Source organism: Nitrospiria bacterium (assembly GCA_035517655.1).
Taxonomy (GTDB): domain Bacteria; phylum Nitrospirota; class Nitrospiria; order JACQBZ01; family JACQBZ01; genus JACQBZ01.
In genome coordinates this window covers 1-23,906 of record DATIYJ010000024.1, presented here as the reverse complement: position 1 = coordinate 23,906, position 23,906 = coordinate 1, and the positions used below count along the sequence as shown (strand labels likewise).

At 58.1% G+C, this 23,906-nt stretch carries 28 protein-coding genes; 12 read left to right on the top strand and 16 right to left on the bottom strand.

Annotated features, from left to right (window positions below; genetic code table 11):
• Positions 1-11 precede the first annotated feature (11 nt).
• The 9 genes from grpE to VLY20_05060 all read left to right on the top strand — a co-directional run bounded on the left by grpE (position 12) and on the right by VLY20_05060 (position 7,760).
• A complete protein-coding gene (gene grpE, locus VLY20_05100) occupies positions 12-647 on the top strand; it encodes a nucleotide exchange factor GrpE (protein HUK56017.1) in 636 nt (211 codons plus the stop codon).
• Positions 648-707: 60 nt separating this feature from the next.
• The gene (dnaK, locus tag VLY20_05095) at positions 708-2,666 is read left to right on the top strand and encodes a molecular chaperone DnaK (protein HUK56016.1); all 1,959 of its coding nucleotides are present in this window, start codon (positions 708-710) and stop codon (positions 2,664-2,666) included.
• Between the two features lie 64 nt (positions 2,667-2,730).
• On the top strand, positions 2,731-3,837 hold the full coding sequence (gene dnaJ, locus VLY20_05090) for a molecular chaperone DnaJ (protein ID HUK56015.1): 1,107 nt from the start codon (positions 2,731-2,733) through the stop codon (positions 3,835-3,837).
• A gap of 15 nt (positions 3,838-3,852) precedes the next feature.
• A complete protein-coding gene (locus VLY20_05085) occupies positions 3,853-4,614 on the top strand; it encodes a 16S rRNA (uracil(1498)-N(3))-methyltransferase (protein ID HUK56014.1) in 762 nt (253 codons plus the stop codon).
• Between the two features lie 3 nt (positions 4,615-4,617).
• Positions 4,618-5,184, top strand: a complete 567-nt coding sequence (locus tag VLY20_05080) for an RDD family protein (GenBank protein ID HUK56013.1) — start codon at positions 4,618-4,620, stop codon at positions 5,182-5,184.
• Positions 5,181-5,609 carry a hypothetical protein gene (locus VLY20_05075; GenBank protein HUK56012.1) on the top strand — a complete coding sequence of 143 codons (429 nt, stop codon included), beginning with the start codon at positions 5,181-5,183 and terminating at the stop codon, positions 5,607-5,609. The genes VLY20_05080 and VLY20_05075 overlap by 4 nt, the downstream gene beginning before the upstream one ends.
• A gap of 179 nt (positions 5,610-5,788) precedes the next feature.
• Positions 5,789-6,559, top strand: a complete 771-nt coding sequence (locus tag VLY20_05070; GenBank protein ID HUK56011.1) for an enoyl-ACP reductase — start codon at positions 5,789-5,791, stop codon at positions 6,557-6,559.
• A 31-nt stretch (positions 6,560-6,590) separates the two neighbouring features.
• Positions 6,591-7,253, top strand: a complete 663-nt coding sequence (locus VLY20_05065) for a DNA-binding protein (protein ID HUK56010.1) — start codon at positions 6,591-6,593, stop codon at positions 7,251-7,253.
• The gene (locus tag VLY20_05060; protein HUK56009.1) at positions 7,254-7,760 is read left to right on the top strand and encodes an EVE domain-containing protein; all 507 of its coding nucleotides are present in this window, start codon (positions 7,254-7,256) and stop codon (positions 7,758-7,760) included.
• On the opposite strand, the gene VLY20_05055 is transcribed toward VLY20_05060, so the two are convergent.
• Together VLY20_05055 and VLY20_05050 are read right to left on the bottom strand one after the other, a co-directional pair.
• Positions 7,696-8,577: a DMT family transporter gene (locus VLY20_05055; GenBank protein HUK56008.1), complete on the bottom strand. Its 882-nt coding sequence runs from the start codon at positions 8,575-8,577 to the stop codon at positions 7,696-7,698. The genes VLY20_05060 and VLY20_05055 overlap by 65 nt on opposite strands.
• Before the next feature lie 2 nt (positions 8,578-8,579).
• Positions 8,580-8,816, bottom strand: coding sequence for a hypothetical protein (locus VLY20_05050; protein HUK56007.1), 237 nt, complete (start codon positions 8,814-8,816; stop codon positions 8,580-8,582).
• Between the two features lie 124 nt (positions 8,817-8,940).
• Here VLY20_05050 and VLY20_05045 point away from each other — a divergent pair, with 124 nt between their 5' ends.
• On the top strand, positions 8,941-9,561 hold the full coding sequence (locus VLY20_05045) for a hypothetical protein (protein ID HUK56006.1): 621 nt from the start codon (positions 8,941-8,943) through the stop codon (positions 9,559-9,561).
• Positions 9,562-9,637: 76 nt separating this feature from the next.
• Here the strand turns inward: VLY20_05045 and VLY20_05040 are convergent, their stop codons facing one another.
• From VLY20_05040 to amrS, 8 genes are all read right to left on the bottom strand, one after another.
• Positions 9,638-10,099 (bottom strand): RidA family protein, encoded by a 462-nt coding sequence (locus tag VLY20_05040; protein ID HUK56005.1) that lies wholly within the window; start codon positions 10,097-10,099, stop codon positions 9,638-9,640.
• 16 nt (positions 10,100-10,115) lie between these two features.
• Entirely contained in the window at positions 10,116-10,463 is a 348-nt protein-coding gene (locus tag VLY20_05035; protein ID HUK56004.1) for a nucleotidyltransferase domain-containing protein, read from the bottom strand.
• A complete protein-coding gene (deoC, locus tag VLY20_05030; protein ID HUK56003.1) occupies positions 10,460-11,140 on the bottom strand; it encodes a deoxyribose-phosphate aldolase in 681 nt (226 codons plus the stop codon). Before deoC ends, VLY20_05035 begins: the two co-directional genes overlap by 4 nt.
• An 8-nt stretch (positions 11,141-11,148) precedes the next feature.
• The gene (mltG, locus tag VLY20_05025; protein HUK56002.1) at positions 11,149-12,180 is read right to left on the bottom strand and encodes an endolytic transglycosylase MltG; all 1,032 of its coding nucleotides are present in this window, start codon (positions 12,178-12,180) and stop codon (positions 11,149-11,151) included.
• A complete protein-coding gene (gene ruvX, locus VLY20_05020; protein ID HUK56001.1) occupies positions 12,180-12,638 on the bottom strand; it encodes a Holliday junction resolvase RuvX in 459 nt (152 codons plus the stop codon). Before ruvX ends, mltG begins: the two co-directional genes overlap by 1 nt.
• A gap of 1 nt (position 12,639) precedes the next feature.
• Entirely contained in the window at positions 12,640-12,930 is a 291-nt protein-coding gene (locus tag VLY20_05015; protein HUK56000.1) for a phasin family protein, read from the bottom strand.
• 42 nt (positions 12,931-12,972) lie between these two features.
• On the bottom strand, positions 12,973-15,615 hold the full coding sequence (alaS, locus tag VLY20_05010) for an alanine--tRNA ligase (GenBank protein HUK55999.1): 2,643 nt from the start codon (positions 15,613-15,615) through the stop codon (positions 12,973-12,975).
• An 84-nt stretch (positions 15,616-15,699) separates the two neighbouring features.
• Positions 15,700-16,800 (bottom strand): AmmeMemoRadiSam system radical SAM enzyme, encoded by a 1,101-nt coding sequence (gene amrS, locus VLY20_05005; GenBank protein HUK55998.1) that lies wholly within the window; start codon positions 16,798-16,800, stop codon positions 15,700-15,702.
• Positions 16,801-16,958: 158 nt separating this feature from the next.
• Between amrS and VLY20_05000 the strand changes: the two genes are divergently transcribed.
• The gene (locus VLY20_05000) at positions 16,959-17,558 is read left to right on the top strand and encodes a DUF502 domain-containing protein (GenBank protein HUK55997.1); all 600 of its coding nucleotides are present in this window, start codon (positions 16,959-16,961) and stop codon (positions 17,556-17,558) included.
• A 41-nt stretch (positions 17,559-17,599) separates the two neighbouring features.
• Complete coding sequence (gene mgtA / locus VLY20_04995; GenBank protein ID HUK55996.1) at positions 17,600-20,140, top strand: magnesium-translocating P-type ATPase; 2,541 nt, start codon at positions 17,600-17,602, stop codon at positions 20,138-20,140.
• A 26-nt stretch (positions 20,141-20,166) separates the two neighbouring features.
• Here the strand turns inward: mgtA and VLY20_04990 are convergent, their stop codons facing one another.
• The 6 genes from VLY20_04990 to VLY20_04965 form a co-directional block, all read right to left on the bottom strand.
• On the bottom strand, positions 20,167-21,048 hold the full coding sequence (locus VLY20_04990) for a Dyp-type peroxidase (GenBank protein HUK55995.1): 882 nt from the start codon (positions 21,046-21,048) through the stop codon (positions 20,167-20,169).
• Positions 21,049-21,158: 110 nt separating this feature from the next.
• Positions 21,159-21,518 (bottom strand): hypothetical protein, encoded by a 360-nt coding sequence (locus tag VLY20_04985; GenBank protein HUK55994.1) that lies wholly within the window; start codon positions 21,516-21,518, stop codon positions 21,159-21,161.
• Between the two features lie 161 nt (positions 21,519-21,679).
• A complete protein-coding gene (locus VLY20_04980; protein HUK55993.1) occupies positions 21,680-22,048 on the bottom strand; it encodes a VOC family protein in 369 nt (122 codons plus the stop codon).
• A gap of 52 nt (positions 22,049-22,100) precedes the next feature.
• Positions 22,101-22,433: a DUF5615 family PIN-like protein gene (locus tag VLY20_04975; GenBank protein HUK55992.1), complete on the bottom strand. Its 333-nt coding sequence runs from the start codon at positions 22,431-22,433 to the stop codon at positions 22,101-22,103.
• The gene (locus VLY20_04970; GenBank protein HUK55991.1) at positions 22,430-22,657 is read right to left on the bottom strand and encodes a DUF433 domain-containing protein; all 228 of its coding nucleotides are present in this window, start codon (positions 22,655-22,657) and stop codon (positions 22,430-22,432) included. The genes VLY20_04975 and VLY20_04970 overlap by 4 nt, the downstream gene beginning before the upstream one ends.
• Before the next feature lie 476 nt (positions 22,658-23,133).
• A partial coding sequence (locus tag VLY20_04965) for a transposase (GenBank protein ID HUK55990.1) occupies positions 23,134-23,906 on the bottom strand: 773 nt, incomplete at its 5' end.

Sequence of the window (23,906 nt, the reverse complement as noted above, 5' to 3'; positions counted from 1 at the left end):
TGGAGCATCGCATGGAAGAACCGAACCCAAATCCCGAACCCAACAGGACGCAATCCGAACCGGATGAAATCCCGTCGGGTTCGGACGCTCTCAAGCCGACGTCGCTGGAACAGGACGTTCTGTCTCTAAAAACCGAACTGGAACAAAAAACCAATGAACTCAAAGCCGCCCAGGAAAAGCAACTCCGCGTCTTTGCCGAGATGGAAAACTACAAAAAACGCGCGGCTCGGGATCAAATGGAGCAGTTGCGATACGCAAACGAAAAACTTCTTAAGGAGTTCTTGCCGGTGCTTGATAATCTGGAGCGGGCCTTGAGCCATGCCAAAGACGCATCGGAACGATCCCCGTGGATTGAAGGCGTGGAATTGACCTACCGGCAATTTTCGGATGCTTTGAAGAAATTCGGGGTAACGCCGATCGCAAGTGTGGGCGAGATTTTTGATCCCAGCCGCCATCAAGCCGTTACATACCTCGACACGAACGAGTATCCGGAAAACCATGTCGCAGAGGAATTGCAAAAAGGCTATCTGTATCATGAGCGCGTGCTTCGGCCGTCCATGGTGGCGGTCGCCCGGAAACCGTCGCATTCACCGGTTACGGAAGCACCTGAAAAACGGGAAACCGAAGACAACGATAAAAACCTGTAATTCTTTCCTGCGTGGAATTCATGACTGTTCTGATCCGCATTTTTAGCGAGGAGGTTTACAATGAGTAAGGTTATCGGTATCGATCTGGGAACGACGTTTTCCTGCGTGGCCGTTATGTCCGGCGGAGACCCCGTCGTCATTCCCAATGCGGAAGGAAGCCGGATTACGCCGTCGGTCGTGGCCTTCACCGACAAGGGCGAGCAACTGGTCGGACAGATCGCCCGTCGGCAGGCCATCACCAATCCGGAGAACACGATCTTCTCGATCAAACGCTTGATCGGGCGCAAGTTTCGTTCCCCCGAAGTCCAGGCCGCGATGAAACGCCTTCCCTACAAAATTGTGGAGGCCTCCAACGGGGATGCGCATGTGGAAGTACGCGGGAAAAAATACAGCCCTGCGGAAATTTCGGCCATGATCCTTCAAAAAATGAAGCAAACGGCCGAAGATTATCTGGGCGAAAAGGTCTCCGATGCGGTCGTCACCGTTCCGGCCTATTTTGACGACAGCCAACGTCAGGCGACCAAAGACGCCGGCGCCATTGCCGGACTGAACGTGCTTCGGATCATCAATGAGCCGACGGCCGCGTCGCTGGCGTACGGGCTGGACAAGAAAAAGGACGAGCGAATCGCGGTGTACGATTTGGGCGGAGGGACTTTTGATATCTCAATCCTCGAGATTGGCGAAGGGGTGTTCGAAGTCAAGGCCACCAACGGGGACACCTATCTGGGGGGAGACGACTTTGATCTCCGCATCATGGATTGGCTGATCGAAGAATTTAATAAAGATCAGGGAATCGATCTTCGAAAAGATAAAATGGCCCTTCAGCGGTTGAAAGAGGCCGCGGAGAAGGCCAAGATCGAACTGTCTTCGTCGCAGGAAACCGAGATCAATCTGCCGTTTGTCACGGCGGATGCCGGCGGGCCCAAGCACCTGGTCACGAAACTGACCCGCTCAAAGTTCGAGCAATTAGTGGATGCGCTGGTTCAGAAGACGATCGAGCCCTGCCGGAAGGCCATGACGGATGCCGGCCTGACGGCCCAGGACATCCACGAAGTCGTCCTAGTCGGCGGAATGACGCGGGTGCCCAAGGTCCAGCAGGTCGTCCAATCCTTCTACGGAAAGGAACCGCACAAGGGGGTTAATCCGGATGAAGTGGTGGCGATCGGTGCGGCCATTCAAGGCGCGGTGCTCAAGGGCGAAGTGAAAGACGTTCTGCTGTTGGACGTCACACCGCTCTCCTTGGGAATCGAAACCCTGGGGAGCGTCTTCACCAAACTGATCGAGAGGAATACGACCATCCCGACCCGGAAGAGCCAGATCTTCTCCACGGCTTCGGACAACCAGACCGCGGTCAGCATTCACGTGCTGCAAGGCGAACGGGAAATGGCCGGCGACAACAAAACGCTCGGGCGCTTCGATCTGGTCGGAATCCCGCCGGCACCCCGCGGCGTTCCTCAGATCGAGGTGACGTTTGACATCGATGCCAATGGAATCGTGCATGTCTCGGCCAAAGACATGGCCACCGGAAAAGAGCAGTCCATTCGTATCACGGCTTCCAGCGGGCTGTCCAAGGAAGAAATCGACAAGATGGTGAAAGAGGCGCAGGCCCGAAGCGAGGAAGACAAGAAGAAGCGGGAGCTGGCCGAGGTCAAGAACGAAGCGGACAGCATGGTTTACACCGTTGACAAAACGCTCACCGAGTTGGGCGACAAGGTCGCCATGGCCGAACGGAATGATATCCGCGAAAAAATCGCGGCGACAAAAAAAGCCCTCGAAACCAACGACACGACCACGATCCGGAACGCGTTGCAGGAGCTCACCAAGGCCTCCCACAAGGTGGCGGAAGAGATGTACAAGCATTCTTCGTCGCAAGGTGCGGGGGGACCGCAGGCAGGCCAAGGCCCTCAGCCAGGAGGCCCTTCCGCCGAGGGCGGAGGACCCTCCGCCAAGTCGGCGGAAGCGGGAACGGTGGATGCTGAATTTGAAGAAACAAGAAAAGACAGCAAAGAGGGAACATAAGCCGGGAAAACGGATATTGGCCGGACCGGCTTCCTCTAAATAAAAAATTTTACGGAGAGCACTCTTGGCCAAGCGCGACTATTATGAAGTCCTGGGCGTCAAACGCGACGCCTCGGACCAGGAACTGAAAAAGGCCTACCGCCAGATGGCTCTCAAGTACCATCCGGATCGGAATCCGGGCAACAAGTCGTCGGAAGAGAAGTTCAAAGAGATCAACGAAGCCTACGAAGTGTTAAGCGACTCGCAGAAGCGCCATCGGTACGACAACTTCGGACATGCCGGGGTCGGAACGGAGGGCGCGGGCGGGTTTGACTTCAACCGGGGCGGTTTCGGCGATATCTTCGGCGACATCTTTGAGGACTTTTTCGGCGGCGCGGCCGGTCGGTCTCGTGCCCGACCGGAGCGCGGAACGGATCTTCGGTACAATCTTCAGATCGAATTCGAAGAGGCCGTCTTCGGGAAAGAGGCCAAAATCCGGATCCCGAAATGGGAGACCTGCTCCGAGTGCCGCGGCAGCGGCGCGAAATCGGCCGGAGGAATTCGGACCTGCCCGACCTGCAACGGCGCCGGTTCGATCCGATTTCAGCAGGGTTTTTTCACCATCAGCCGGTCTTGCGGCCATTGCCACGGCGAAGGCCGGATCGTCTCGGATCCCTGCCCGAAATGTCACGGGAAGAAACAGGTTCACCATGAAAAAACACTGGCGGTCAAGATCCCGGCCGGGGTCGAGACCGGCACCCGTCTGCGTTTGACCGGAGAGGGTGAGCCGGGTTCAAACGGCGGTCTGCCGGGGGATTTGTATGTCGTGCTGACCGTGAAGGACCATCCGATCTTCACGCGCGAGGAAGACGACCTCCTCTGTGAAGTCCCGATCAGCATCGGCCAGGCCGCGCTGGGCGCCAAGATCGAGATACCCACACTCAAGGGCAAGACGCACCTCAAGATCCCGGCCGGCACTCAGAGCGGCCGCGTCTTCCGTATCAAAGGCCTCGGCGTCGCCAACGTCAAAGGACACGGAATCGGCGACGAGCGGGTGACGGTTCGCGTCACGACCCCGACCAAGCTCACCACCCGCCAGCGCGAACTCCTCGAGGAGTTCTCAAAACTGAGCGGGGATCCGGTGGCAACCGAGGAAGGGCTCTTTGAGAAGGTCAAAAATATTTTTGAATAATAATGATGACTCCGGATGCCCGTTTTTTTTATTCAGTCCCGCTCCCTCCACGAAAACCAAATCTCGTTGACCGGAGATTTGGCCCATCATTTAAGGGATGTCCTCCGATGCCGACCCGGCGAAGTTGTGAACCTGGTGGATGAAAAACAGACACGATACCGCGCCGCGCTAAGTCAGGTCACGAAAAAACAGATCATCGCAAAGATTCTTCAAAAAGAGGCCGCGTCGGCTCGACCGACGGTTTCCGTCACACTGGCCCAGGCCGTTCTGAAAGGCGACAAGATGGACTGGGTGGTTCAAAAAGCGACCGAACTGGGGGTCAACGCCATCCTGCCGGTCGTGTCCGAACGGACGATCGCGCGGCCTCGCGCCGAACGGAAATTTCGCCAAAGGGACCGCTGGCAGAAGATCGCAAAAGAGGCTTCGCAGCAGTGCGGCCGGTTGGACATTCCCCCGGTCCGGCCCATGGTCTCGTTGGACGAGTTGTTTAAAAATCCGCCGGACGTTTCGCTGAACCTGCTGCCGTGGGAGCAGGAACAGAACCAATCGCTCAAGGCGGCATTGACCGCCTTTTTTCCCTGCGGCCCCTCCGGTCGAGCGGGAGATTCCATTCTTGTTCTGATCGGCCCCGAGGGGGGGTTCACTTCTCCGGAGATTGAAGAGGCCCGCAAAACCGGTTGGGTCTCGGTTTCATTGGGCCCGCGGATTCTTCGCGCCGAAACAGCCGGGCTGGCCGTTCTGGCGATTCTTCAATATGAATTGGAAACTCGGAGGTGATGGATGGACCCGAACGTTCCTCAGTCGACCGCTTCAGGCACGGAGAATCCCTGGCCGCTGTTCCCGGAACAGCCGATCAAGGAAACGACTGTCGCCGAGTTGGAGGCCGTCCCCGTCAAGGATAAAGCGGGCTTCTGGCGACGGGCCGCGGCGTTCACCATCGATCTCATCCTGCTGCAATGGGTTACGCTCCTTTTTCTCTGGATCGGCGCCGCCGCCGAAGATCTCGCCCTGGCCCAGACCCTGAACTTCGGAAATGATTTGTCGGAATCTCTGATGGACTGGGCCGAGCTGCATACCCGCGTCTGGTCTTTTCTGTTTCTGGTTTATTTTTCTTTCTTCACCGCGTACGACGGCCGGACGCCCGGGAAAATGGCGCTCGGCGTCCGCGTCGTCACGGCCAACGGCCAGCCCGTTTCCTGGCTTCGCGCCATCGGCCGGACCCTCTGCTATAACTTGGACATCTTCACCCTCGGCATCGGGTTCATTCTCGCCGCCGTCCCGCCCGCCAAACGCGCCCTGCATGATGTCATCGCAGGCACGGTGGTCGTGAAAGTCGAACCAAAATGAACTTTGACACCGCCGTCGCGGCCCGGGAGGCGCTTAAGAGAGCACAGACAGCCGGGGAGCTGGGCGAGGATCTGTATCCCGCCACCGAGGCCGAGGAACGGTTCGCTTCCAGCACCGGGCAGGAATCCGCGGAAGCCTACGCGACGCTGTTCAAGATCGGCGAGACTCATCCGACGGCCACGGCCTTCCTTGAATTCCTGATCTATACGACTTGGAACTACGTCATCGAATGCCCCAGCCCCGATCGCTTCAAAAAGGGTCTTGAGCTTTGTCGCCGCTATCTCAAAGAGACCGCGGGCAAAATCAACCAGACTCAATCCAATCAAATTCGTGAGCTTCGGCATTCCTTCTTGAACGGCCTGGGCCGAACCGATGACGAAGGAATCGAAGAATACGAAGAGGACGCCTTCGCGGGCGGAGACTGACACGATTTCAGTGCCGGGAAACCCGGCCTGCCATTACGCCTGAATGGTTCGCCCGGATCTCTCCGTTCCAATCCGGCCCGTCCTTACTCCCTGGGATCGTTGTCCCCGGCAGTTGAAAACTCCCTCTTATTCATGTATGATTCACCTCTCTTTATAATGAATCCGCCGGAGACTTCTTGATGAGCCTTCTGAACGGTCGGAAAGGGATTATTTTCGGCGTCGCGAATGAGAAGAGCATCGCCTGGGCGATCGCGCGGGCGATGAACCAGGAGGGGGCCGAGCTGGCCTTTACCTATGCGGGCGACGCTCTGGAGAAGCGGGTCCGGCCGCTGGCCGAGAGCGTCGGGGCCAAGCTGATCCTTCCCTGCGACGTCACAAAGGACGATCAGATCCAAGCCGTCTTCGATCAGGTGCGGTCCGTCTTCGGCCATCTCGACATTCTCGTGCACGCGATCGCGTATGCCAATAAAGAAGATCTCAAAGCCGACTTTCTGAGCACGTCCCGGGACGGATTTCGGCTCGCGCAGGACGTCAGCGCCTACTCGCTCACGGTCCTGGCCCGCCATGCCGCGCCTCTAATGGAAGGCCGGCCGGCCAGTATTCTCACGCTCAGCTACTACGGCGCCGAAAAAGTCGTCCCGCGTTACAATGTGATGGGCGTAGCCAAAGCCGCCTTGGAGGCCAGCGTCCGTTACCTTGCGGCGGATCTGGGTCCGAAGGGGATTCGCGTCAACGCGATCTCGGCCGGTCCGATCCGAACGCTGGCCTCGGCCGGCATCTCGGGTTTTCTGGACATGCTTCATCACGTCGAGGCCAGGGCGCCTCTGCGGCGAAATATTTCTGCCGACGAAGTGGCCGGCACGGCCCTTTTTCTGGCCAGCGATCTGTCCAGCGGAGTCACGGGAGAAGTAATTTACGTCGACGCCGGCTATCATATCATGGGGATGTGAGTCGTCCCATCAACCTGAACGGAGGAACTCCTTGAAAAACCGCTTTGTCATCTTGACGTCGCTGTGCGCGGTCTTAATCATCGGGACGGAAACGGCGGGGGCCTTGGAACGAACCGGCGTCGTGGTGACCACCATGAACGCGGGATCGTACACCTATCTTGAGGTCGAGACAAAAAGCGGTCGGTATTGGGCCGCCACACCCCAAATGGATCTGGCCGTCGGCAATCAGGTGGATGTTGCGCCCGGCTCGGAGATGAAAGACTTCTACAGCCCGACGCTGAAACGCACCTTTGACTCGATCATTTTTACTCCATCGGTCAAGGTAATCGGAAATGATCCTTCCCCCGACAAAGGCGGGCGGTCAAAACCGCCGGGCGCTCAAACACAGTCCGGTTCAAAAGAGGTTAAGACGGTGGAGCAGGTTTATGCCGACCGCGAAACTCTGAAAGGAAAACAGGTTCAGGTTCGCGGCAAGGTGGTGAAATTCAACCCCGGAATCATGGGAAAGAACTTCCTTCACATCCAGGACGGAAGCGGCAAAGAAGGAACGAACGACCTCGCCGTCACATCCCAACAGGACGTGAAGGTCGGCGATCATGTCCTCGTTTCGGGGACTCTGGACACCGATAAAGACCTCGGCGCCGGGTATACCTACAAGGCGATCCTCGAAAATGCCTCTATCAAAGTGGAGTAAATGGTCCGAACTCCCTCCTATTGGTTAATGAAGTCCGAACCCGACACCTTCTCGATCCAGGACCTCAAGACCTGCGGCGTGACCGGCTGGGACGGCGTAAGGAATTACCAAGCACGGAATTACCTTAAAAACTCCATTAAAGTGGGAGACCAGGTTCTTTTTTACCACAGTAGCACGTACCCAAGTGGGATTGCTGGTCTTGCAGAGGTCGTAAGGGAAGGTTACCCGGATGACACGGCCTTTGACCCCGCCGATCTCCATTACGATTCCAAGAGCAGCCCGGATCATCCGATCTGGTACCGTGTGGACGTGAAGTTCGTGAAGGCCTTTCCGTCCGTCATCCCGGTCCAGACCCTCCGAAAAACACCGGGGCTCGAGAACATGGTCCTTCTCCGCCATGGCCGACTCTCCGTTCAGCCCGTCACGAAGAAAGAATGGAAAATCATCCTTCGGCTGGCGGAGAAGGCACGGAATCCGACAGTTCCGAAACCAAGATCCCCGCAATGATCAGCGCGCCGCCCGCCATTCCCCAATACCCGATCATCTCTTTAAGCATCAGATAACCCAGTATCGAGGCCCAGAGCGGTTCAACGGTGAAAATGATCGCGGCCCGTGTGGGGGTCGTATCGCGCTGATACCGGGTTTGGACGTAGCTGCTCAGGACGTTTCCGAGCAGGGCGCAGTAGAGCAAGACCGTGATAGCGTTCGCCGTGGGATGCCAGACAGGGGTTTCGAGCAGGGGAAGCGTCGTCCACCCCAAAATCGCCGGGGTGAGCATCTGAACAAAGGTCAAGGGAAGAGGCTCCGTCGCCTTCGAGAAGAGATCCAGCATGACAATATACAAGCCGAATACCGCGGCGCACAGCAGTGTGAGCGCGTCTCCGCGCGTGAAACCGGCGCCGGACGGTGACGTCAGCAACCAGAGCCCGGCCGTGACGACCGCGACGCCGACAAGGTTGCCGAGTTTCGGGACCCGTTTCTCGATGGCGAATTGAAAGACCGGCGTGAAGATCACCATCAAGCCGGTGATAAACGCCGACTTCGAGGCCGTGGTGTCGTTCAGCCCGATGGTCTGGAGCGCAAACCCGAGAAACAGGAGCGAACCGAGCAGGCTCCCCTTCCAGAGCAGGACCCGGTCGATCCGGAGGATCCGTTTGAGGCCGAAGACGAAGAGAACAAGGGCCGCCAGCGAAAACCGAAGGGCCACCAAGAGGACCGGTGAAAAATCTCCCAGCCCCACCTTGACGACGACAAATGTCCCGCCCCAGATAAAGGTGGTCGCAAAAAGAAAAAGCTCCGCCCTGCCCCGCCGGGTCTTGAACACGGCTACAGTTTGCCGATGGCGGCCTTCAGCAAGGGCAGGAGTCCCTCAGCTTCTTCGCGTGTCAACCGGCCGAGGTTTTGAAAGCCGCGGCTTCCGTCCTCCCGCTCGGAAAACCGGGTGACGGCGATTTTCGGCGCCGCGCCGTCGTACGAATAGATCGCCACTTCGATGTTCGACCGCGGGCCTTCCACGGTGCCGACGACTTCGATCAGTTTGTCTTTCTCTTTGGAATACGCCATGGCTGTTCCTTCCGCTGTTGATGATTCGGTCGAGCAGGGCGTATTATCGTTGGTCGGGACCGTTTTGTCAATGAACCCCTTCCCATTTGATCACGAGCCTTTTTTATGCTACCGTTTAGACGGTATGCGATTCTTTGCGTTGATTCCGATTGGGATTTTCTGCTTCATCCTGTCCTCTCCCTCGCCGGTTCCGGCCGTCGTAGCCGATCGGATCTTGGCCGTCGTGAACAACGAAGTGATCGCGTTGAGCGACGTCCAGGAATACCGGGAGGTCTTTGTGGAGAAACGCGGCGCGGATGACTCGACCGTGCTCAATGATCTCATCGATCAGAAACTGCTCCTGGCCGAGGCCAAGAAACTCGAGATCCCTCCGCCGTCGGACGACGACGTGGCGGCCGCCTACAAAAAGCTCCGGCTCCGGTTCGGGCGCGCGGAGACATTCGACCTGCTCAAGGATCGATTGTCCCTCACGGACGCCGAGATCGAACAACAACTCAAGCAACAGCTGATCGTTCACAAACTGATTGAGCAGCGTATCCAATTTTTCGTGTTCGTCACTCCGGAGGAGACCGACCATTACTTGCAGGATCACAGCGAGGAATTCAAGAGCGAGAAACCGGAGGACGCCCGAAAAGCGGTTCAGGACAGTTTGATTGCGGAGAAAACGAATTCGAAGTTGAAGGAATATCTCGGCCGTCTTCGTGCCAAAGCGACGATCCGGATCAATCGGCCGCCTCCGGAGTAATTCGGATTTGGCCACATACGCGGGTGGCCGAGGCGGGGCTGCCCAAGGACAGGACCCGCTTAACTGCGTATTCTCTTCACGGGCGGACCTGCACGATCAATTCAAGCTCGATCGGGCTGTTCAGCGGCAGTTCGGCCGCTCCCAGTGCCGCGCGGGTGTGCCGGCCAGCCTCGCCGAAGACCGCAACCAACAGATCCGAAGCGCCGTTCAGCACGGCCGGCTGCTGCACGAACCCCGGCGCCGAGGCGACATGTCCCGTCAACCGAACGACCCGGACGACTCGGTCGAGGTTTCCCTGGTCCTGTTTCACAACGGCCAGTGCATTGAGCAGCGCCAGCCGGGCCGCATCCTGCCCCTGCTCCACCGTCAGGTCCCGGCCCAGTTTTCCTTCGTAAGCCAGCTTCCCCTCTTTCATCGGCAACACCCCGCTGGTAAAAAGCAATTCCCCGGTCCGGACGGCCGGCACATAATTCGCCACCGGTTTGGGCGGGATCGGAAGCACAATCCCCTGCTCCTTCAGCCGGGTCTCGATGCTCATTCGAGCGTTCTCCCTTTCACAGCGTAATCCCGTCCTGAAGGATCGCGGCAAAGAACGAGTCTTCGCGTTGCTGATCGAGGTAGGCTGCGTCGACCGGAACGGCCGTGATCAGAATATCCTCCTCTACGGTGATCGGGCCGGTGATCCGATGGATCCGGCTCATTTCAACAAAGCGGTCCGTAATTCCCTCGATCACAACCAAGATATCCAGGTCCGACCCCCGCTCCCCGCGGCTCTTGTGGCCATAGAGGATCACCTGCCTCAGGCGCTCGGAATAGAGCTTACGGAGCTGGGCGACCAGATGGTCCAGCGCCTGTCGGTCGGACGCCGTCAAGGCTTCCTTGGATACTTTTGGGGGCTTCATGATTGATCCGATCCGCGCAGGTATTCTTTTAGAATCTCCGCGCCGCGGCTGGTCCCAATTCGGGAGGCGCCGGCCTGGACCATGATCTCCACCATTTTGAGGTTCCGGATTCCACCCGCGGCCTTGACGAATCCGCCCTTCCCGATCGACCTCTTGAGCAGGCGGACATCCGCCGCCGTGGCTCCTTTGGGACCGAATCCGGTGGAGGTCTTGACCCACACGGCCCCCGCTTCCCGGACCCAGCGGCAGGCCGAGACGATCTCTTTCCGGGTCAAATAGCCGGTCTCGAGAATCACTTTGAGCCGGGCCCCGGCAACCGCGTTCCGGATCTGGGCCACCTCGGTCCGTACGGCGTCGGCGTTTCCCGTTTTAACGGCCCCCAAGTGGACGACCAGATCCAGCTCTTCGGCCCCGCGCTTGACGGCCTCCACAGCCTCGACGATCTTCACGAACAGGGATTGATACCCCATCGGAAAGCCGATGACGGTGCCGACGGCCACCTTCGATCCCGCGAGCCCGCGGGCCGCCTCCTCGACATAACAGGGCGGGATGCAAACCGACGCGAAACCATGCCGCCGGGCCTCTTTGCAAACCCGGCGGATATCTGCGGGCGTCGTGTCCGGGGCCAGGCGCGTGTGGTCAATCATTCCGGCCAGCTCGCCCGCTTGTGAAAACATCGGAATCCCTACGTGCTTTTTACGAGGCGCCGTTTTTGGTATTTCTGGACGGCCCGGTTGTGCTCGGCCAGCGTCTTTGAGAAATAATGCGTTCCGTCGTTCTTGGAAACGAAATAGAGATAGTCCACCGGCGCCGGGTAAAGCGCCGCCCAAAGCGCCGCCCGACCGGGGTTCGCAATCGGACCCGGGGGAAGTCCCTTGATGCGATAGGTATTATAGGGAGAAGGAATTCTTAAGTTCTTCCGGGTCAGGTTCCCGTTGAAATGCGGAAGACTGTAAATCACGGTGGGATCGCTCTGCAGGGGAATGTTTTTTCGGATCCGATTGTGAAACACGGCCGAGATGATCGGCCGTTCGGCCTCGACCGAGGTTTCCTTCTCGATAATCGATGCCAGTGTGACGACCTCCTGCCGCGTCATCCCGATTTCCTGCGCCCGTTTTTCCATCTCAGGCGTATAGACCGTTTCAAACTGCTTGACGAGCGCCCGTAGGATCCCGTCCGTTCCGACGCGCTTGGAGAAATAGTACGTTTCCGGATAGAGATAACCCTCCAGCGAATCGGCTTCATATCCCAACGATTGAACAAAAACGGGATCGTTCGCCCGTCGGATAAACTCGTCCGCCCGAGCCAGATGTTTTTCCTCCACCCATTGTCCGATCTGAGCCAGGGTCGATCCTTCCGGGATCGTGATTTCGTGCTCAATCACCCGGCCGCTCTTCAGCAGTCCTATAATCTCGAGCGGCAGCATCCGCGTATGAAAGGCATATTCGCCCGGGATGATGTGCCGCTCGATCGCCAGAATCTTGCCGACCACCACAAACGACTCGACGCTGGTGATCAATCCGTTTTGAAAAAGCAACCGGGCGGTCTTCCGGAGTGTCGTCCCCTCCGGAATTTCCAGCACCTTTTGAACCCGATCCCGATCGGGCGGGATGTAGAGAAAGGTCACCTCCTGCACGAGCACAAACAGGAGGGCCGTCCCGATGAAAAGGAGCGGAATCGCCATGCGGCCGATTCGTTTTTGTACCGTCAACTCCATCACGCGTCGGTTTGGGAGGCGGTCTGGAGCAGACCTCGGCGGCTGTCCAGATAGCCTTGCAGGATCAGCACGGCCGCAACCTGGTCCACTTTCTTCCGGCGTTTGGCGCGACTCATGTCCGCCTCGAGAAGGGCCCGTTCGGCCGCCTGTGTTGTGAGACGTTCATCCCACGGGATAACATCCAGCTTCAGCTTGTCCTTCAGGTGCTCGATAAAGTCCAGAACGAGGTTGGCTTGAGGTCCCAAGCTGCCGTCCATGTTGCGAGGGAGGCCTACGACCAGCTTCCGGACCTGACACCGGCCTACGACTTCGCGGAGCCTCTGGATATCCTTCTTGGGGCCGATCCGCTCCATCGTGGGAAGGCCGTGTGCGGTCCAGCCCAGTTCATCGCTGACGGCCAAGCCGATCCGTCGCTCGCCCAGATCCAAGGCCAGAATGCGTTCGCCCGGGGCCGACATCTTAGCCGCTTTTTATTTTGGCCGTCAGCTCCTGAATCTTCTTCTCAAGGCGATCCAGGTCTGCCTTGGTTGCGAGGGGAAGCTTGGCCATCACTTTATCGATCAGATCCCGCTCTTTCTTTTCCAGCCTGCTCAGATCTTTCTCCAGCCCTGCGACGCGTTCCTTCATTTTTTTGGCATAGTCTCTCTGGTTCTCCTCTCCACGCCGGACCAGCTCCTCCCAAGTCTCGCGGGCCTTCGCTTCAACCCCAAGACCGGCCATCACCATTTTTTTCATCATCTTCGTAACCATGATCGTTTCCTCCCACCCGCCTGTTTTATATTATACCGCGCATTATGGCCGCTTTTTTTCCACGATTTCGTAAACGCGGGCCAGCGCCTCCGAAAGCTTTGAGACGTTTTTCCCTCCGGCCTGCGCCATGTCCGGACGGCCTCCGCCCGAACCGCCGACAATGCCGGCGATTTCCTTCGCGATCTCGCCCGCATTGAAGCGGCCCGTCATATCGGGCGAAACGGCCGTGATCAGAAACGCATTGCTCTGGTCGGCGGAGGTGGAGGCTACCACCGCGATGTAATTCGTTTTCAGCCGGTTCTTCAACCTGTCCATAAACGCCCGCAGATCTTTCGCCTCCAGTCCGTCCTGAAGCTGCTTGGCCAGCACCCGGATCCCGTCCACCGTCCGGGCCTCCGATGCAAGGTCCTCCGCCTGGCTGCCGGCGGCCCGTCCTTTAAACCGGTCCATCTCTTTTTCGCGCTCGCGCATCTGGGCCAGAAGCCGCCGGGTCTTCTCGACCACCTCGGCCGGTTGGACCTTTAACAACGCGGCAATCTCCCGGATGTCTTCCTCCTGCTTCCGGACATGCAGATACGCCATCTCGCCCGTCAGCGCCTCGATCCGTCGGACGCCGGCCGCGATGCTGCCCTCCTGCACGAGCTTGAACAACCCGACCTGGCCGGTTTCATGGCAATGGGTTCCCCCGCAGAGTTCTTTGCTGAAGTCCGAAATACGCACCACGCGGACGCGGTCTCCATACTTGTCGTCGAAAAACGCCAGCGCGCCGGTCCGGACCGCTTCCTGAAAATCCATCACCTGCGTTTCGACCGGATCGTCTTCGCGAACGCGTTCGTTCACGACGGTCTCGATCCGTTTGATCTCCTGCGCGGTTAACGGCTTGAAATGTCCGAAGTCAAACCGGAGACGGTCCGGGGCCACAAGCGAGCCGGACTGCTTGACATGCTCGCCCAGAATTTCACGGAGCGTCGAATGAAGGATATGCGTGGCGGTATGGTTTCTCGCCGCTCCCCACCGCGCCGCGGGGCTCACGACCGCCCGGTAGGTTTCTCCCTCCACCACTTCGCCCTGAGTCACCTTTCCCTGATGGACGAAAAATCCCGGCACCGGTTTGATCGTGGCATGAATTTCGGCCAGGGCGCTGGGATGCTCGAGCAGTCCCTGATCGCCGGCCTGTCCGCCCGATTCGCCGTAAAACGGCGTCCGGTCGAATATCAACTCGACCGTTTCGCCCGCCGCGGCTTTGCTCACCGGGCGGCCGCCCTTTAAAATCCCGATGAGACGGATCTCCTCTTCCAGGCTGTCGTAGCCCACGAACTCGGTCAACCCCAGTCTGGCGGAAGCCTCGCTATAATACGGCGCCACTTCCTTTACCACCCAGGATTTCCTCGCCCGGTCCCGCTGGTCGGCCATCGCGGCCTGATAACCGGCCTCGTCGATCCGAAGGCCGACGTCGCGCGCCATGTCCGTCGCGATGTCCAAGGGGAACCCGTAAGTATCGTACAGCCGGAAAGCTTCGCCGCCCGGGATGACCGACTGGCCGGTCGCCTTCACCTTGTCCATCACTTCTTTGAAGAGGCCCACGCCCTGATTCAAGGTCTGAATGAAGCGCTCTTCCTCTCCCTGGGTCACCTGGGCGATGACCGTCCGCGAGCGGGCCAACTCGGGATAGGTCGTGACCATCGCATCCACCGCCGCTCCGGAGAGTTTATAGAGGAACGGCTCGTTCAGCCCGAGTTCCTTTCCGTACCGCGCCGCGCGCCGGATGACCCGTCTCAGCAGGTATCCCCGGCCTTCGTTGGAGGGCAGCACCCCGTCGCCGATCAGAAAGGTGATGGCGCGGATGTGGTCCGCGATCACCCGTCCGGGCATGCCGTTGCGCAGCGCGACCAGATCCTGGTCGGTCGTTTCGGAAACGCTTTTGAAGATCGGCAGGAAAAGATCCGTGTCGTAATTGGAGAGGACCCCCTGGGTCACGGCCGTGATCCGCTCAAGGCCCATCCCGGTATCGATGCTGGGCTTCGGAAGCGCGGTGAGTTTTCCATCGGGATTCCGCATGAACTGCATGAAGACCAGGTTCCAGATCTCGAGATACCGGTCGCAGTCGCAGCCGACGCCTTTACAGTTATGCGGAGCGCCGGCGGCCGCCTCTCCCTGGTCGATCAGGATCTCGGAACACGGACCGCAGGGGCCGGTATCACCCATGGCCCAAAAATTGTCCTTCTCATCCATGCGCTTGATCCGGTCGGCCGGCACCCCGATCTGTTTCCATAATCCCTCGGCCTCGTCGTCTTCCCTGAAGACCGTAATCCAGAGCCGGGCCTTGGGAAGATTCCAATGCTTCGTCAACAATTCCCACGCAAATGCGATCGCATCGGTTTTAAAGTAGTCGCCGAAAGAAAAATTGCCCAGCATTTCAAAGAAGGTGTGGTGACGCCCCGTCATCCCCACATTCTCCAAATCGTTATGCTTTCCGCCGGCTCGCATGCATTTCTGAACCGAGACGGCCCGCTTATAAGCACGACTTTCATTTCCCAGAAAAACATCCTTGAATTGGACCATGCCGGCGTTTGTGAACAGCAAGGTCGGGTCTTTTTGTGGAATTAAGGGGGAACTCGGAACAAGGGTATGCCCCTGCCGGCTGAAATATTCTAAAAATCCTTTGCGCAGGTTGTCGGAATTCATCGTGACAGAATTATCTCATAAAGTTAAGGGAGTTACAAGCGAGCCGTACGATGGATTGGAAAGGCGGGCGATCGCACTACTCAATCAATAAAAATCCTGAAGGCGCACCGGAAGGCGCCTTGGGCCCCAGTCTCCCGGCGGACCGGAGAAGACCCCGGCGCAGGCGGTGCCGCAGGACCGGCAACGGCCGTCCTCGGTCAGGTTCCAGTCGGAAAGGAGGTACCAGTCGCGGCCAATTAATTTTTTACCGCACCCGTGGCAGTAGGTGCTGTCACCTTCGGGATCATGAACGTTGCCGGTGTAGGCATAGCGGATCCCGTTTTCCATGGCGATCCGTCTCGCCCGTGTCAGTGTCGCGGGCGGGGTGGGCGGTTTGTCCAGCATCTTGTAGTCCGGATGGAACGCGGTGAAATGAACGGGCACCTCCGGTCCCAGGTGTTCCAGCACCCACCGGGTCAGGGCGTCGATCTCCCGGTCCGAATCGTTCTCACCCGGGATGAGGAGCGTCGTAATCTCAAACCAGACATTCGTCCGGTGCTTGAGATAGATCAGCGTGTCCAGAACGGGTTGGAGATGCCCGGCCGTGATCTGTTGATAAAATCGCTCCGTGAAACCCTTGAGGTCGACATTGGCCGCGTCCATATAGCGGTAAAATTCCTCGCGCGGCGCCTCGCAAACGTAGCCCGCCGTCACGGCCACCGTCTTGATCCCGGCCGTCCGGCAGGCCCGGGCCACGTCGATCGCGTATTCATGGAAGACGACCGGGTCGTTGTAGGTAAAGGCCACGCTGCGGCAGCCCAATTCCCGCGCGGCGCGGGCGATGACTTCGGGGGACGCGGCGTCGGCCAGGGTGTCCACTTCGCGGGACTTGCTGATGTCCCAGTTCTGGCAAAACCGGCAGGACAGGTTGCATCCCGCCGTTCCGAAGGAAAGCACGGAGGTGCCGGGAAGAAAATGGTTCAGCGGTTTTTTTTCGATGGGGTCGACGCAAAACCCGCTCGAGCGCCCGTACGTGGTGAGGACAATCTGATCGTTTTGCCGGGCCCGCACGAAGCAGAGGCCCTGCTGGCCTTCGTTGAGCTTGCAAAAACGAGGGCACAGATCGCACTGGACGCGGCCGTCCTCGAGCTTGTGCCAGTACCGCGTCGGCACAACCGCATCCGGTCTGTTCACGGCGGTTTCCATAACAATCCCTCTTTTGCTTTTATTTTATCACATTGCCCCTGACGATGGCGAGAGGAGCTTGTTGTCCGAAAATCGATCGGCGTTCCGGGAGGGTTAGACAAGACCCCCCCAGGGCAGTATAATGGTCCGTGGTTTCTAACTATTAAAGGAGACACCCAATGATGAAACGCCTTCGAAATACGCTGCTGACCGGTCTCATTGCGCTGCTTCCCCTTTATCTGACCGTCACGCTTTTGGTCTGGCTGCTGAAGACGATGGACGCCTTATTCCAGCCCTTGATCTCCACGTTTTTACATGTCGAGATACGGGGGCTGGGCGTGCTGATGACGCTGGCGATCATTTTTATCGCGGGCCTGATTCTTTCAAGTGTTTACGGCGCACTGGTCCTGGGCTGGATCGACGGCCTTCTCGAACGGCTTCCGATCTTCAAGGGCATCTACCGGAACATCAAGCGGATTGTCGATAGCCTGAACCCGAACAATCCGTCGGGATTCAAGGAATTCGTCCTGGTGGAGCATTCATCCGGGGAAGGATTCAACGGCGGATTTCTGACGGGAGAGTTCACGCTCACGAAAGCGGACGGCGCCCGGCGGAATCTGGCCGTGGTGTACATCCCGAGCAACCATCTTTATCTCGGCGCGATCCATGTCGTCGACCGGTCGCGCATCGTCAAGACAACCCTGAAGCTTCAGGACGGCGTCACCTTCGCCTTATCGGCCGGCGCCTCCATCAAAGGGGACATCCACCAGATCCAGTAGTCCTGCTCCGTTCTCCGCCGCGACAGGACGGCTTAACTTTCATGGAGAGGAAAACCGACTTGAACCGGCCGATCGATCCATTCTGGAGCGTTGATCCGCAGGATCTGCTTCAGCAGCTCCAGGCGTCGCCGCAGGGTTTGACGTCCGACGAGGCCCGGGAGCGTCTCGCCCGTTTCGGCCCCAATCGCCTAAAAGCCAAAAGGCGGTCGGACGCGCTGACGCTGCTGCTGATACAATTCAAAACACCGCTTATCGTGATCCTTCTCTTCGCCGCGGGCCTGTCTTTTTTTCTCCGCAATCCAGTAGACGCCCTCATCATCCTGACGATCGTGACCGCCAGCGGCCTGCTCGGATTCTGGCAGGAACGCGGCGCGGCCGGCGCCGTCGAGAAGCTCCTGGCGATGATCCAAATCAAGGCCGACGTGCTGCGGGACGGAAGCCCGATCGAGATTCCGGTCGAGCATGTCGTTCCGGGCGATCTGATCGTTCTCCATGCCGGAGACAGCGTCCCGGCCGACTGCCGGCTTCTGAGCGCCAAGGACCTTTTCATCGATGAGGCGACCCTGACGGGCGAAACCTACCCCGTCGAAAAATCGGCCGGGGTCCTCCCTCTGGACACGCCGCTGGGCCGCCGGACAAACGCGCTCTGGATGGGCACCCACGTGATCAGCGGCACCGCCCGGGCGGCGGCGGTCCATACGGGCTTGCAGACCGAGTTCGGCCAAGTGTCCGAGCGGCTGAAGCTCCGGCCGCCCGATACCGAATTCGAGCGCGGCGTCCGGCGCTTCGGGAACCTCCTGATGGAAGTGACGCTGGTGCTGGTGATTGCGATCTTCGCGATCAACGTCTATCTGGAGCGGCCCGTGTTGGACTCTTTCCTTTTTTCCCTCGCCCTGGCCGTCGGCCTGACGCCTCAGCTGTTGCCGGTGATCATCAGCATCAACCTGGCCCATGGCGCGAAAAAAATGGCCCGCAAGCAGGTGATCGTCAAACGCCTCGCCTCGATCGAAAACTTCGGTAGCATGAATGTGCTTTGTGCCGATAAGACCGGCACGCTGACCGAGGGCGTGGTTCGGCTGCATTCCACCCTGGATACGGATGGCCAACCCAGCGAGCGGGTTCTGCTCTATGCCTATCTCAATGCGTTTTACGAGACGGGTTTCACAAACCCCCTGGATGAAGCGATTCGAAACCACCGTCCGTTCGATTTATCCGGCTACCGGAAACTGGACGAGGTGCCGTACGACTTTATCCGCAAGCGATTGAGCATCCTGATTGCAAAAGATGCTGCGACCCTCATGATCACGAAGGGCGCGTTGCCCAACATCCTTGCGGTCTGCTCCTGCGTCGAGGTTTCCGGAGGGACGGTCGCGGATATCGCTCCGCTCCGGGATCAAATCCGGAAACAATTTGACGCGCTCAGCCGTCAGGGCTATCGCACGCTGGGGATCGCTTACCGGGCGGACGGCTCGATGCCGGTCATCACCAAAGACCACGAGGCCGGCATGACCTTCCTGGGGTTTTTAGTTTTCTTTGATCCGCCCAAACCCGAAATCATCGAGACGGTGCGCCGACTGAAGCAACTGGGCATTTCGCTGAAGATCATCACCGGAGACAACCGGCTGGTCTCGGCCACCCTGGGCCGGCAGGTGGGACTGCCCGATCTTCAGATCCTGTCCGGCTCCGATCTTCATGCGATCAGCGATGGGGCGTTGTTGGCACGCGCGGGCGATATCGACATCTTTGCCGAGGTCGAGCCCAATCAGAAGGAGCGGATCATCCTCGCTCTGCAGAAGGCCGGGAATGTGGTGGGCTACCTGGGGGATGGAATCAACGACGCCTCGGCGCTTCACGCCGCCGATGTCGGTCTTTCCGTCGACCGTGCGGTCGATGTCGCCAAAGAGGCGGCCGATATCGTACTGCTCGCCAAGGACCTGAACGTCCTGGTGGACGGCGTGAAGGAGGGAAGGGCGACCTTTGCCAACACCCTGAAGTACGTCTTCATGGCGACGAGCGCCAATTTCGGGAACATGTTCAGCATGGCCGGGGCCTCGCTTTTTCTGTCCTTCCTTCCCCTGCTGCCCAAGCAGATCCTTCTGACCAATTTACTGACGGATCTCCCCGAAATGGCCATCGCGACCGACCGCGTCGATCCCGAGATGGTCGAGAAGCCCCGACAGTGGGATATCCGCTTCATCCGAAACTTTATGTTCGCCTTCGGCCTGGTCAGTTCGGTCTTCGACTATCTCACCTTCGGCGTCCTTCTGTTCGTCCTTCATTCGACGCCGCTTCAGTTCCGGACCGGATGGTTCATGGAATCCGTGATCTCGGCCTCGCTGATCGTGCTGGTGATCCGCACCCGGAAACCTTTCTTCCAAAGCCTGCCCGGACCCCATTTGCTGATCGCCACGCTGCTCGTCATCGGAGCGACGCTGGTCTTCCCTTTCACCCCGATCGGCGGGCTCTTTGGATTCGGCCGGTTGCCGGCCCTGTTTTTCCTGCTGATGGGAATGATCGTGGTCTTTTATATTCTGGCCGCGGAGATGATGAAACGCATTTTCTACAGGAGGGCCAAATTCTGACGTGGTCGCCCCACGGAAAGCGGTTGTCAGAGGCCGAGCGCGCGAAGGTCCAAGCGGCCGGACGCGACCGGGGGACACCAGAAATACGCCCCCGAGATCGGGCGGGTGAAGCGGAACAAGGCGTCCGTAATACCGTCGTCCGTCCCGACCATCCGTCTTAGAAGCGCCTCGAAGGCGTCGAACGACCGGCCAAACGCCACGAAAACCAACCCGGCCCGGGCCGGGTCCGCCCACGGCATCGAGCGTCTCAAGATAAACGCTTCCGGCTCAAAGCTTTCCTGCGCCGTTCTCTTGATGTGCGCCGACGGAGGCGCATCCTTTAATTCCGCGTTATCGCTTCTCCGGCGTCCGAATGTCTTGTCTTGTTGCTTGGCCGTCATCGCTTCAAAGTGATCAAGGTTATGCACCCATTGTTGGACGGCCGCGAAGCTCGACCCGTCGACGCCCGCGCCTTGTCCGCGCACAACGGACGCGGCGGCCGCCTTCGCTCCTTTGGGATTCTCCGTTCCGTCCTCGTAACCCGTCAGGTCCAGGCCGGATCCGTACCGGAAGGCCTCGATCCCATGATCGAGGCGGAAGGCGGGCGACAGAACGCGTTCAATGGTCCTCGTCCGATGGACAAGTTCCCCCCCGTCGTCGTCCCTCAGCCAGCACCATAAGGCAAACGGCGTCGAGGGCACTTCAAAACCCGGTCCCGCGTAAGGAGGAAAGGTCCGAAGTCCCTGGATATTCTTTTCCAGGGTCCGAACCGTCGATGGACCGATCCCCACAACCGTCTTTTCACCGTCGCAGATGTCGCCCAATGCCCGAAGGCTTTTGTCGGGCCGGTGGTCGGGGTTGAGATGAAAATACAAATAGCGCGCGAGACTGGGAATGGGGGCGAGTATTCCCGGTTGAACGTTGCTCATATTTCAAGACTGGACGCCGGGTATTGCATCAACCCTTCGGCTGAACCTTGTCAACCGACAATCGTAGACTCCTCCCCCTTACGCGGTCGGCTCCGGCGCATGGGGAAGCTTCAACGCGTCATGCCGTTCCAGGCCGGGAAAAACTTCGCTCCAAGCGGGGTCAAGGTATTTTTGATCTCGTCGGAGATGGTGCCGAAGACCTTAAATCGGGTGATCGGAGACACCTTGATCAGATCCGTCAGGATCCGGCCGAGATTCTTGATGTGCGCCGGAATTCCATCGGCCTCGGAATACCGCTCCACCACGTAGCACTGGCGGCCGTTGTCGCTGATATACCACTCGGAACTCAGCATTTTGGGCTCATTGGCTTTGACGAGATTAATGGCGCCCTGGGCCAGTCTCTTAAACTCGCCGGTTTGCCCCGCGGGGATCGTCATCTCAACGGTATATTGAACCTGGTTCGTCGCCATATCGATTCTCCTTGCTTACTCGGACTCTAAATGACTTCCGCAGACGTTGTTTCATCTCTATTCCAACCCTACGCCTTCCGTCTAAGGGAGTCAATCTTTATTAATCCTTCCACCCCGCGCTGGAATTCTCGGTTCCGGCGTGGGATCGGTGGTGCGCAGACTCATCGAGCCTTCCGTTTATGAATCATTACCGTATTTCCGGCAGGATCGGAAACGACCGCGATATGACAGATGGGCGTCTCGGTCGGCTCGCTCACAAAGGTGCAGCCGCTCTCGCGGAGACGACTCACCATCGCGCCGAAATCATCCACTTCAAGGGCCGCGCATCCGCCGCCCGCCGACGACTTGAAATTAGGAGCCCCGGCGCCGATGGCGAGCGTGCCGGGTCCGATATCATACTCCACCATGCCCGTCTTTTCGTCTCCGAAGACATGCGTGGCCTTGAGGCCCAGCGTGCCCTCATAGAATTGCCGCGCCCGCTTCAGGTCCGTGACCGGGTAAACGGTAAATGCAATCTCGATGACTTTCACTTTTTATCTCCTCGCCCTCCCCCCCTCGGCTTTGGCGCGGGGTGGCAACGGTTTAGTCTAATGTCAGAAACGCGCCTTCCGTGTCCTGCTCAAACCTCAGCAGATCAGCGTGATGAGCGCGCAAAATCGACTCGATCTGGTTTGTTGTGCAGTTGCCGCGTCGAATCCAGACGACTTTGGGTGGATGTCCGAACAGGAAACTTCGCTGGTGAAAATCCGAGTCTTTGGAAACGATGATCAATCCGTTTCGGGCGGCGTAATCCCAGACCGTTTCGTCCAAGGCATCGGTTAGTCCGACGTCTCGCGCGTGGACCGAGTCGGGGTAGAGATCGTTGAGAGCTTTGACCAGTCGTGGAGATAAGTTCTGATCGAAGGGGAGTTTCACTTTCCTGAGATCGAGATGAGCCTTCGCTCTCGATCCGCGGCAAACGCGAGGCAGGCTTTTATATCCTCGCGTGTGAGATCCGGAAAGTCCTTAAGAATCTCGTCTTCCGTCATGCCGGAGGCGAGGTATTCGAGCACGTCGTATACCGTGATGCGCAATCCGCGAATACACGGCTTGCCGCCGCGCTTACCGGGTTCGATCGTGATAAGACGTTGGTAGTCCATGCTTTGAAATTATACCTTGTGAGCGAGAATGTCAAGACGGGCTAACCGCAACGAGCCATCGCCCGCTCCCCGCCCTCGGCTCCGGCGCATGGTGGCAATGTCATACCTCAAAACCTAACCTCAGGCCTTTATTTTATGGCGTCGGCTGGAGCGATTTGTTAAATTTTATCCCATCCAGCATGACATAGTTGATCTGGGTCCTCCTGTCTCTGTCTAATAGGAACAGGTAATTGCTATTAGCTGCAACCAACGCGACGTTTGATGCATCAAAGAAAGGAGAAGGGGACAGGCTAGTTTTCTATCGTCATCCTCTGGCTTTCACTGGCCGGTGATCTCTGAAAATCAGCCTGTCCCCTTTTCTTAGCCATAGCCAAATCTGCTCCCGCCCCTCCGGCCTATATATATATACCTATATATATAATAGATGCAGATCGAATATATTGCTCCTTTTCGAATCCGCGCTGTGCACCTACGTTTCAAACGTGATGAACTGGATTCTCTTCATCCTCCAACCATCTTGCCGGATTGCCGGTGATATATTCCCGTACGCGGCGCATTTCGGGATTGTCCCGTATGACACGTTCGTAATAATTGCGCTGCCATCGAAATTCGGCATGGCCGCGGTCGTGAATTAATTTGGACGTCTTTGCCTTATAGTGCCGCAAAATTTTCCCCAACGTCGGTTTGGGGTTTTGCATTAATATCCATTTATGGCCGGTTCTTGTAGGGGTTTGATTAATCAAACCCCTACGATGATCCGATTGCGCGATATGGTTTTGCGTCAGAATGATGATTCCATGAAGATGGTTAGGCATGAGGACAAATTCGTCCAATTGGACATTCTCAAAATAATCCGGAATTTTCAACCATGAATTTTGCGCGATTTCACCCATCGGTGATAACCGAACAGTACCATCCACAATTTTCCCAAACGAACATTCCTTGTTCCATGTGCAGACCGTGATGAAATACGCGCCTGCAGAAGAATAATCATACGCCTTCAGGCGGACCGATTCGCGGTGGTGGATTTCGCGATTGTATGATGTTCGTTGAGGGGAAGGAGAGCGCGTGATCATAACGGGTGCCTCCGGAAACCGGATCGAGGATCGGCGTCTCGTTGTAGGGGTTTGATTAATCAAACCCCTACGAGGCCGCGGCTCAGACCGGCGGAAGATCAGGCCAGACGATTCAGGGTGTTCAAAAAGCTCCGGATGCAAGGCCGCAGGGACCGAGAACGACGCAGATGGAC